Origin of the sequence: Pseudoalteromonas sp. US3C1013, from assembly GCF_048401115.1 — a bacterium.
Lineage (GTDB): Bacteria > Pseudomonadota > Gammaproteobacteria > Enterobacterales > Alteromonadaceae > Pseudoalteromonas > Pseudoalteromonas undina.
Genome location: NZ_CP183075.1, coordinates 3,192,087 through 3,203,388 on the forward strand (window position 1 = coordinate 3,192,087; position 11,302 = coordinate 3,203,388).

Consider the following 11,302-nt stretch of genomic DNA (forward strand, 5'->3'; position numbering starts at 1 on the left):
TATAATGAGCTTAAGTCATTTGAGCCTCAAATATTTTCGTAATATTGAGGCACTGACGCTAGAACCAGTTAACGGCGTTAATATAATTTATGGTGAAAACGGCAGCGGAAAAACCAGCCTTTTAGAGGCTATTTATTACCTTTCTCACGGCAAATCTTTCCGAACCTCTAAACATAAAAGCATCATCGCTCATCAACAAGATCAGTTTGTTATTCATGGCCGCAAAGCGTTACACGATTTATCTATTCCAATAGGGATAAGTAAAACCCAAACGGGTGAAACCAATTTAAAAATACAGGGTAAGGCGAGTCGAAAAGTATCTGAACTTGCTCAACTTATGCCAGTGCAAGTTATTACACCAGAAAGCTATTCATTATTTTTTGGTGGCCCTAAAGAGCGCAGAAAATTTTTAGACTTAGGTTTGTTCCACGTGGAACATGAGTTTTTTTTCTTATGGCAATCGTTTAATAAAGTGCTAAAACAGCGCAATGCATTGTTGAAATCTAAGCCTAAGAATTATTTTGACCAAATCAAGTTTTGGGACAAAGAATTTGTTAGACTGGCTGAACAAATAAATAAATTAAGAATCGCGTATATAACTAGGTTTAAGCAGCAGTTTTTTGATAAAATGTGTGCAGAATTAACGCTAATACGCGATCTAGAAATTAGCTTTAATGCAGGCTGGAAAGAGACCGAATCTCTTTCTGATGCGTTAGAGCAAAGCTTTGAGCGAGATGCTCGCCAAGGCTTTACTAGTAAAGGCCCTCATAAGGCTGATTTTAGTTTTAGTGTCGCTGGCAGCAGTGTTGAGAATGTATTCTCACGCGGGCAGTTAAAGCTATTGTTGTATGCGTTAAAAGTAACGCAAAATAGTTTAATTGAGTCAGAGACAGATAAGCAATCTATATTGCTAATAGATGATTTACCTTCAGAGCTAAGCGAAGATACAAAAGAGAAAGTGGGTCAGTTATTGACTCATTGCAGTTCTCAAATATTTATTTCTTCAATTTTATCTGAAAGTATTTCTGCTGTGGTGGAACCCATGAAACGAGAACTAAAAATGTTCCACGTGAAACATGGCAACCTAATAACAAGATAAGTGGGATTAACCATGTCTGAGAATTATGATTCGTCGAGTATTAAAGTACTTAAAGGATTAGATGCAGTAAGAAAGCGTCCTGGTATGTATATAGGGGACACCGATGATGGTACGGGCTTACACCACATGGTGTTTGAGGTCGTTGATAACTCTATCGATGAGGCCTTAGCCGGTCACTGTGATGATATATTTGTCACAATTCACTTAGACGGTTCGGTATCTGTAAGAGATAACGGCCGTGGTATTCCTACTTCTATACATGAAGAAGAAGGTGTATCTGCAGCTGAAGTTATTATGACGGTATTACACGCTGGTGGTAAGTTTGATGATAACTCTTATAAAGTATCAGGTGGCTTACACGGTGTTGGTGTATCGGTAGTAAATGCATTATCAGAAAAGTTAAAACTAACTATTCGTCGTGAAGGTAAACTTTACGAGCAGTTTTACACTATGGGTGTTCCAGATGCACCACTTGCAGCTATTGGTGATTCTGAAACAACCGGTACTGAGTTACGTTTTTGGCCAAGTGCAGAAACGTTTACTAACCTAGATTTCCATTACGATATTTTAGCTAAGCGTTTACGCGAGTTATCGTTTTTGAACTCAGGTGTGAGCATCATTTTAAATGATGAGCGCGAAGAAAATAAGAGTGACCATTTTAAATACGAAGGTGGTATTAGAGCGTTCGTTGAATACTTAAACCGTAATAAAACGCCTGTACACAAAGGGGTATTCCACTTTACTCACGAACGTGAAGAAGACGGTATTAGTGTAGAAGTATCAATGCAATGGAATGATGCATTCCAAGAAAACATTTACTGTTTTACTAATAACATTCCACAACGTGATGGTGGTACGCACTTAGCCGGTTTTAGATCTGCGCTAACACGTACGCTTAATAACTACATGGAAAAAGAAGGCTTTAACAAAAAGGCTAAAACAACAAGTAACGCAACGGGCGATGATGCTCGTGAAGGCTTAACGGCTGTTGTTAGTGTTAAAGTTCCTGATCCTAAATTCTCATCACAGACAAAAGACAAGCTAGTATCTAGTGAAGTTAAGTCTGCTGTAGAGCAAGCAATGGCTGAAAAATTCACTGAGTTTTTATTAGAAAACCCAATGGATGCAAAAATTGTTGTTGGCAAAATTATTGATGCAGCACGCGCGCGTGAAGCCGCTCGTAAAGCACGTGAAATGACCCGCCGTAAAGGTGCTATGGATTTAGCTGGTTTACCGGGTAAACTAGCGGATTGCCAAGAAAAAGATCCAGCCCAATCTGAACTATACATAGTGGAGGGTGACTCAGCTGGCGGTTCAGCCAAGCAGGGTCGTAACCGTAAGAATCAAGCGATTCTTCCGCTTAAAGGTAAAATCTTAAACGTAGAAAAAGCACGTTTTGATAAAATGCTTTCTTCACAAGAAGTGGCAACGCTAATTACTGCACTAGGTTGTGGTATTGGCCGTGACGAATATAACCCTGAGAAATTACGTTATCACCGTATCATAATCATGACCGATGCCGACGTGGATGGTTCTCACATTCGTACTTTGCTACTAACATTCTTCTATCGTCAAATGCCGGAAATTGTTGAACGTGGTTATATTTATATTGCTCAGCCTCCACTTTATAAAGTGAAAAAAGGCAAGCAAGAGCGTTATATTAAAGATGATCCAGCATTAGTTGATTACCTTACATCTTTAGCGCTAAGCAATGCAGCACTGTACACTAGTGATAGTGCTGAAGCGGTTGATGGTGAAGCATTAGAGTCAATTGTTCACGATTATCAAAACACGGTTAAAGTTATCGAGCGCTTAAAGCGTAAGTATCCGAACACAGTTATGAACCGTTTGATTTACCAAAGTGAGCTGAAAAAAAAAGACCTTTCAGACGAAGCTAAGGTAATTGCTTGGACTAAAGAGCTGGTTGATGACTTAATTGAACGTGATGAAGATGCAACTATTTTCCATGCGGGAACTGAGCACGATACAGAGCGTAACTTGTATTATCCAGTTGTGAATATTCGTCAGCATGGTGTGGATAAAGCACACGTACTTCATTATGACTTTATTACATCAAGAGACTACCAACGCATTGCTGTAACAGGTAAAAACATTGCTAATATCATCACAGAGGGTGCATATATCCAACGTGGTGAGAAAACAAAACCTGTTGATAACTTTGTGGATGCATTGGAATGGTTGATCGCAGAGTCTAAGCGCGGGATCTACATTCAACGCTATAAAGGACTGGGTGAAATGAATCCAAATCAGCTTTGGGAAACCACCATGGATCCTAGCGCACGCCGTATGTTGCAAGTAACAATTGAAGATGCTGTTGCAGCGGATCAATTATTTGCCACTTTAATGGGCGATCAAGTTGAGCCGCGTCGTGAGTTTATTGAAACGAACGCACTGCGTGTGGTTAACTTAGACGTATAAAACATTATCGTAATCACAAAAAAGGAGCCTTAGGCTCCTTTTTTATTTTTTCAAACGCACAAACTGCTTAAAACCTGAGTGTGCACAAGGTATACTGAGGGTAATTTTCACGCTACTTCTCAGATAGTAAAAAGCCAAATATGCAAAAATATGACGTTAAAACCTTTCAAGGTTTGATCCTGGCTTTACAGGATTATTGGGCACAGCAAGGCTGTGTCATTATTCAACCACTTGACATGGAAGTGGGCGCAGGGACATTTCACCCGCAAACATTTTTAAAATCAATTGGCCCAGAGCCAATGTCGAGCGCATACGTTCAACCGTGTCGTCGTCCTACCGATGGTCGTTACGGTGAGAATCCAAACCGCTTACAACATTACTACCAATTCCAAGTTGTGTTAAAGCCATCACCAGACAATATTCAAGAGCTTTACTTAGGTTCTTTAGCTGCTGTAGGTATTGATACCCTAACTGACGAAGTTCGCTTTGTAGAAGATAACTGGGAATCACCTACATTAGGTGCGTGGGGCCTAGGTTGGGAAATTTGGTTAAATGGTATGGAGGTAACGCAGTTTACTTACTTCCAGCAGGTGGGCGGTTTAGAATGCTCACCGGTAACGGGTGAGATTACTTACGGCCTAGAGCGTTTAGCAATGTACATTCAAGGCGTAGATAGCATTTACGACCTTGTATGGGCAGACGGTCCATTTGGGCGCGTAACTTACGGTGATGTGTTCCATCAAAATGAAGTTGAGCAATCAACCTATAACTTTGAACATGCAAACGTAGCCGACTTATTTGAACAGTTTGATAAATGTGAAGCTGAGAGCCAAAAGCTAATTGAAGCAAGCCTACCATTACCAGCCTACGAGCAAGTAATGAAAGCATCGCACGCATTTAACTTATTAGACGCACGCCATGCTATTTCAGTAACCGAGCGTCAACGTTATATTTTACGCGTTCGTGCGTTATCAAAAGCGTGTGCACAAAGTTATTACGATGCACGTGAAGCACTTGGTTTCCCGCTGTGTAAGGATAAGTAAGCATGTCAGCAGAAAATTTATTAGTAGAAATTGGCACCGAAGAGTTGCCACCAAAAGCACTTCGTAAATTAGCCGAAGCCTTTGCTGCAAACTTAACAGCAGAATTAGAAAGTCTAGAACTAGGTCACCAAGGTGTGAACTGGTATGCATCGCCACGTCGTTTAGGTTTACAAGTAAAAGCACTTGAAGCTAAACAACAAGACAAAGAAGTTGAAAAACGTGGCCCTGCAACTAAAGCCGCTTTTGATGCTGAGGGTAACCCAACTAAAGCAGCCATGGGTTGGGCTCGTGGTTGTGGTATTGAAGTAAAAGATGCGCAAACACTAGAAACAGATAAGGGCGCATGGTTATTGCACATTGCTAAAGTAGCAGGGCAAGAAACCAAAACGTTAATGACCGACGCTATAAGCAAAGCGCTCGCTAAACTACCTATCCCTAAACCAATGCGTTGGGGTGCGAATAAAACACAATTTATTCGCCCTGTGCATACGGTAACTATTTTATTCGGTAGTGAATTGGTTGAGGGTGAAATTCTTGGTAAGCAAGTGAGTAATCAACTGCAAGGCCATCGTTTTCATCACCCTGAAAAAATTAGCATTGATCATGCTGATGATGTGTTTGATGTACTTAAATCAGCTTACGTTGTTGCTGACTTCGAACAGCGTAAAGCACAGATTCGCGCGCAAATAGAAGATGCAGCCAAAGCAGTTAATGCCGTTGTTGCTATGGATGAAGACTTACTTGAAGAAGTTACTTCATTGGTAGAATGGCCAGTAACGCTAACAGCCACATTTGAAGAAGCATTTTTAGATGTACCTGCTGAAGCGCTTATTTACACCATGAAAGACGATCAGAAATACTTTCCGTTATTAGATCAAGACGGCAAACTTTTAAATAAGTTTTTGTTTGTCTCTAACATCGAAAGTAAAGATCCTAGTGTAGTTATTTCTGGTAACGAAAAAGTAGTGCGCCCGCGTTTAGCCGATGCGCAGTTCTTCTTTGAAACAGATAAAAAGAAAACATTAGAAAGCCGTTTAGAATCTCTTGATAGTGTATTGTTCCAAAAACAACTTGGTACGCTTAAAGACAAGTCACAGCGTATTAGTGAACTAGCTGGTTACATTGCCGAGCAACTTGGTGCCGACAAAGAGCTAGCAGCGCGTGCAGGCTTATTAAGTAAAACAGACTTAATGACCGAAATGGTAATGGAATTTACCGATGTACAAGGTGTAATGGGAATGCATTACGCGCGTCACGATGGTGAAGCAGAAGAAGTTGCAGTGGCACAAAACGAACAATACATGCCACGTTTTGCCGGTGATAACTTACCAACTAATGTGATCAGTTGTGCAGTCGCCATTGCCGATAAGTTTGATACGCTGGTGGGTATTTTTGGCATAGGCCAAGCACCAAAAGGTGATAAAGACCCATTTGCACTTCGTCGTGCTGCTATTGGTGCATTACGTATCATGGTAGAAAAACAGCTACCGCTTGATATTTTAGACCTGGTTGCTAAATCACAAACCTTGTTTGGTGAAAAGCTGACTAACCTAAATGTATCAACGGATGTGTTTGACTTTATGCTAGGGCGCTTCCGTGCTTGGTATCAAGACGAAGGCATTGAAGTAGATGTGATTCAAGCCGTACTAGCGCGACGTCCAACGAAGCCTGTTGACTTTGATCGCCGAGTTAAAGCCGTAAGTCATTTCCGTACATTAGACGCCGCAGAATCGCTTGCAGCGGCTAATAAGCGTGTAAGTAATATTCTGGCTAAGAATGACATTACAAGCCAAGGCAATGTCGATCAGAGCTTACTCAGTGATGATGCTGAAAAAGTATTGGCTTCGCAAGTTGCAAAATTTGCCACTGATTTAGCACCACTGTACAGCGATGGAAACTACCAAGAGGCATTGAGCCAATTAGCAGGCATTCGTGAGAGTGTTGATAACTTTTTTGACAATGTCATGGTAATGGCTGACGATGAAGCTGTTAAGCAAAACCGTCTTGCGCTTTTAAGCCAGCTTAGCGGGTTATTTTTAGAAATTGCAGATATTTCTGTATTACAAAAATAACAGCTTATAGCTATTTAAAAAGCCAGCATTATGCTGGCTTTTTAGTATTCACTGTATGCAAAGGATACAAATGATGATCTCTATAAAACGAATTTTAACGTTAGCAATGGCTGGTTTACTTACGGCCTGTACCAGCCAAATTTCGATTAACGACGTGTTGCCGCAGCAAGAATTGGATCGCAGTATTTATTTAAGAGGGGATTTCACATTATGGGATGCAGAACCTCAATATCAATTTAAACAAGTCGGCCCTGCGCTTTATCAAGCTCAAGTTAAATTTTCGACCCCAGGTAAAGTGTACGAGTTTAAAATAGCCGATGCAGATTTTAGTGAAGGTTTTAACTGTGGCTACAGCGATTCACAGCCATCAGGACAAAGCCTAACACTTGGCCAATCAACGCGCGCCGATTGTAATACCATTTATAATTACTTTAGCTACACACCCGCAATCAAAGGGTCGTACATAGTCAGCATTGATTTTAGTGACTACGATAAGCCGCAAGTAACGATAACTAAAAAGTAAGAGCTGTAAGCTATAAGCAGTCAGTCGTTAGCTTAAATATAAAATAAAAAACCGTGCTTGATTTAACAAACACGGTTTTTTAATTTTTAGCTGATAGCTGATAGCTGATAGCTGATAGCTGATAGCTGATAGCTGATAGCTGATAGCTGATAGCTGATAGCTGATAGCTGATAGCTGATAGCTGATAGCTGATAGCTGATTACAACCCTTTCTTCACCACATACCTATACGGTGATTCTTCAACTTCTTTAGCCACTAGCGTGTGATCCATAAAGGTACAAAAGCTGGGAATGTCGCGGGTGGTTGAAGGGTCGTCGGCAATAATAAGCAGTGTTTCACCATCGCTCATTTTACGAATCGCAGCGCGTACCATCATCACCGGCTCTGGGCAACGAAGGCCGATGGCATCTAATTGGTGATCGGGGTTATCAAAGCTCATAAAAATTACCTGTAAAAATAGTCGCGGCTTGGTTAGGTCGGGTAGTTTAGCGTAAATAAAGCTGTTGGTTAACTATTTTACGTATAACAAAACAGCTCAACTTATTAATAGATAATCTGAAATAAGTTTAATGCACCCGATCACATTATTCATTTTAAACCTGCAAAAGCTGGTGGCATAAAAAAGGCGAACTAACTTGCGCTAGTTCGCCTTTTAATCACCAAGATGGTTTTACATGTTAAAAACTAATTAGTCTTGAACACGTTCAAATACAGTGGCAATGCCTTGGCCTAAACCAATACACATAGTTGCTAAACCGTATTTTGCGTTTTTGTCTTCCATTAAGTGAATAAGCGAGGTGCTAATACGTGAACCCGAACAACCCAGAGGGTGACCAAGTGCGATAGCGCCGCCGTTTAAATTCACTTTTTCGTCAACTACATCAGCTAAGCCTAAGTCTTTAAGCACAGGTAGTGATTGTGCTGCGAATGCTTCGTTTAGCTCAGCTACGTCAATGTCATCAATGGTAATACCGGCTTGTGCTAATGCTTTTTTACTTGCAGGTACTGGGCCGTAACCCATGATTGATGGATCGCAACCGGCAACAGCCATAGCGCGAATACGTGCACGAATTGGTAAGCCCAGTTCTTTTGCTTTTTCTTCGCTCATTACTAACATAGCTGATGCGCCGTCAGAAAGTGCAGAAGATGTACCCGCAGTAACAGAGCCCGTAGCAGGGTTAAATACTGGACGTAGCTGCGATAAACCTTCAACTGTTGTTTCTGGACGAATTACTTCATCATCTTCAACAAGAATAAGTGAACCGTCAGCATCGTGACCTTCCATTGCTAAAATTTCGCGGCGGAAACGGCCTTCAACTGTTGCAGCATGTGCACGTTGATGCGAGCGGTAAGCAAACTCATCTTGTTGCTCACGGCTAATGCCGTGAATAGTAGCAAGGTACTCAGCAGTTAAACCCATAGAGCCAGATGCTTGTGCAATTGATGTAGCTAAGCCTGGGTGAAAGTCGTTACCGTGAGTCATAGGCACGTGACCCATGTGCTCAACGCCACCAATTAGGTATGTGTCGCCAGCGCCAGTCATAATTGCGCGAGCAGCGTCATGCAATGCTTGCATTGATGAGCCACATAAACGGTTAACTGTAGTTGCTGGCACTGAATGTGGAATGCCTGCAAGTAGAGATGCGTTACGTGCAACGTTAAAGCCTTGCTCTAATGTTTGCTGTACACAGCCCCAATAAATATCGTCAATTGACGCAGGGTCAACTGCCGGGTTACGTTCTAATAAGCCTTTCATTAAATGAGCGCTTAAGTCTTCCGCACGTTTGTTTTTAAATACGCCGCCTTTTGAGCGACCCATTGGTGTGCGGATACAATCTACAATTACTGGATTATTCATGATATTAACCTTCCACCTTATAGAAAACACGGCCTTCTTCAGCCCACTTGCGAGTGTGCTCTGATACTTGGTAAATCGCACCTAGGTGAGCGTATTTGTCAGCAGTTGCTACAAAGTTAGCTAAACCTGTTTGATCTAAGTAACGGAACGCGCCGCCTCTAAATGGAGGGAAACCAACACCGTATACAAGTGCCATATCAGCTTCTTGAGGAGAAGCAACAATGCCTTCTTGTAAACAAAGTAGCACTTCGTTGATCATTGGGATCATACAACGGTCAATGATTTCTTGTTTATCAAATTCTTTTGGTGCGTCTGTAATTGGTGCAAGTAGTTCAATCGCTGTTTGGTCATGTGACTTTTTAAGACGACCGCGACGATCTGTTTCGTACTTATAGAAACCTGCTTTGTTCTTTTGACCAAAACGTTTTTCGTTAGCAAAAACAGTCACTGGGTCTTTATCTGCACGTGCCATACGCTCAGGGAAACCGTCTGCCATTACGCCAGTACAATGATAAGCCGTATCAATACCTACAACATCAAGTAGGTAAGCCGGGCCCATTGGCCAGCCAAACACGTTTTCCATTACTTTATCTACTTTTGCAAAGTTAGCGCCTTCAACCACTAATTTGCTAAAGCCAGCAAAGTAAGGGAATAAAACACGGTTTACAAAAAAGCCTGGGCAATCGTTAACAACAATCGGTGATTTACCTAGTTTAAGGGCGTAATCAACCACGGCATTAATCGTTTTATCCGAGGTTTTTGCACCACGGATAATTTCAACTAATGGCATTTTTGGTACTGGATTGAAAAAGTGCATACCACAGAAGTTTTCTGGCTTATCAAGCGCTTCTGCAAGTAGGTCGATACAAATAGTCGATGTATTTGACGTAAGTACCGTGCCTTCTGGCATATTCTTTTCAAGATCAGCAAGTACGGCTTGCTTCACTTTAGGGTTTTCTACTACGGCTTCAACAATAATGTTGGCGTTTTGTAGGTCTGCATCGTTAAGCGTTGGTTTGATTTTGCTAAGCGTTGCTAGCATTTTTTCCATCGGCATGTGGCCGCGCTTCACTTTTGCACCTAATAGTTTAGATGCTTCACCCATACCTAAATCTAGCGCATCCTGTTGGATGTCTTTCATTATGATTGGTGTGCCTTTATAAGCAGACTGGTATGCAATACCGCCACCCATAATACCCGCGCCTAATACTGCCGCTTGTTTAATTTCTACATCGCTGTGTTTAGCAAATTTACGTGCTTTACCTTTAATGTATTGGTCTGCTAAAAAGATACCCGTTTGAGCAGCAGCTTCACTAGTACGTGCTAGTTTTGCAAAGTTGGCATTTTCAATTGCCATTGCTTCGGCGCGTGAGCTGTTTGCTGCTGCTTTAATAGTGCGAACTGCCATAACTGGAGCAGGATAGTGGCCTTTGGTTTTACCCATTACCATACCTTCTGCCATTGCAAAGCTCATGCCTTGCTCAACACGGTTTAATTTAAGCGGCTGTAATTTTACAGCACGTTTTGCTTGCCAATCTAGCTTGCCAGCAATCGCTAATTCTAGTGTTGCTAAACTTGACTCTTGTAGTTTGTTGGCACTAACTACCGCGTCAAATGCACCTACTTTAAGGGCGTCAGCAGCGCGATTTTCGTTACCTGTGGTGATCCACATCATCGCGTTATCGGCACCAATAATGCGCGGAAGGCGCACTGTACCGCCAAAACCAGGCATTATGCCTAATTTAACTTCTGGTAAGCCCATTTTTGCTGAGTCACTTGCAACACGATAATCGGTAGCAAGTGCCCACTCACAGCCGCCGCCAAGCGCCAAGCCGTTTATAACACTGAGTGTTGGGAATGGTAAGTCTTCAATTGCATCAAAAACGTCAGTTGCATCTTTGATCCACGTTACTAATTCTGCTTCAGGCTTAGTAAAAGTAGGTAAAAATTCGAAGATATCGGCACCAATAATAAAGTGGTCTTTATCACTGGTAAAAATCATGCCTTTAATATCAGTGTTAGCGGCTAATTCTTTTAATGCTGCCGCGCAATCTGAAAGAGTTTGTTGAGATAATGTGTTTACAGAACCTGTAGCACAAAACTTAAACTCGGCGATGTTTTCCTTCACGAAGCTAACTTCAAAGGAATCGCTTTTATATAACATTATTATTCTCCCTAGTTGATGAACTAAGACTGGTACGATGAGTTCATATTCAGACCAGTGTGCTTGCTTTAATTTAAAAATGCAACGAAAAATTTATCTTGGTT

Annotated in this window: 8 protein-coding genes; 5 read left to right on the plus strand and 3 right to left on the minus strand. The window is 41.5% G+C overall.

The features are described from left to right. Positions 1-4 precede the first annotated feature (4 nt). From recF to ACNSN2_RS14915, 5 genes are all read left to right on the plus strand, one after another. On the plus strand, positions 5-1,099 hold the full coding sequence (gene recF / locus ACNSN2_RS14895; protein ID WP_075169479.1) for a DNA replication/repair protein RecF: 1,095 nt from the start codon (positions 5-7) through the stop codon (positions 1,097-1,099). 12 nt (positions 1,100-1,111) lie between these two features. Beyond that, entirely contained in the window at positions 1,112-3,538 is a 2,427-nt protein-coding gene (gene gyrB, locus ACNSN2_RS14900) for a DNA topoisomerase (ATP-hydrolyzing) subunit B (protein WP_418607944.1), read from the plus strand. Between the two features lie 140 nt (positions 3,539-3,678). Beyond that, positions 3,679-4,581 carry a glycine--tRNA ligase subunit alpha gene (gene glyQ, locus ACNSN2_RS14905; protein WP_010392717.1) on the plus strand — a complete coding sequence of 301 codons (903 nt, stop codon included), beginning with the start codon at positions 3,679-3,681 and terminating at the stop codon, positions 4,579-4,581. Positions 4,582-4,583: 2 nt separating this feature from the next. After that, entirely contained in the window at positions 4,584-6,653 is a 2,070-nt protein-coding gene (gene glyS, locus ACNSN2_RS14910) for a glycine--tRNA ligase subunit beta (protein WP_418607945.1), read from the plus strand. A 73-nt stretch (positions 6,654-6,726) separates the two neighbouring features. Beyond that, positions 6,727-7,176, plus strand: coding sequence for a hypothetical protein (locus ACNSN2_RS14915; RefSeq protein ID WP_055013147.1), 450 nt, complete (start codon positions 6,727-6,729; stop codon positions 7,174-7,176). Between the two features lie 199 nt (positions 7,177-7,375). Here ACNSN2_RS14915 and tusA read toward each other — a convergent pair whose 3' ends face one another. From tusA to fadB, 3 genes are all read right to left on the minus strand, one after another. Continuing rightward, complete coding sequence (gene tusA, locus ACNSN2_RS14920) at positions 7,376-7,615, minus strand: sulfurtransferase TusA (RefSeq protein WP_008112953.1); 240 nt, start codon at positions 7,613-7,615, stop codon at positions 7,376-7,378. A gap of 249 nt (positions 7,616-7,864) precedes the next feature. Beyond that, the gene (gene fadA / locus ACNSN2_RS14925; RefSeq protein ID WP_010392722.1) at positions 7,865-9,034 is read right to left on the minus strand and encodes an acetyl-CoA C-acyltransferase FadA; all 1,170 of its coding nucleotides are present in this window, start codon (positions 9,032-9,034) and stop codon (positions 7,865-7,867) included. A gap of 4 nt (positions 9,035-9,038) precedes the next feature. Continuing rightward, the gene (gene fadB, locus ACNSN2_RS14930; protein WP_418607947.1) at positions 9,039-11,198 is read right to left on the minus strand and encodes a fatty acid oxidation complex subunit alpha FadB; all 2,160 of its coding nucleotides are present in this window, start codon (positions 11,196-11,198) and stop codon (positions 9,039-9,041) included. Positions 11,199-11,302 lie beyond the last annotated feature (104 nt).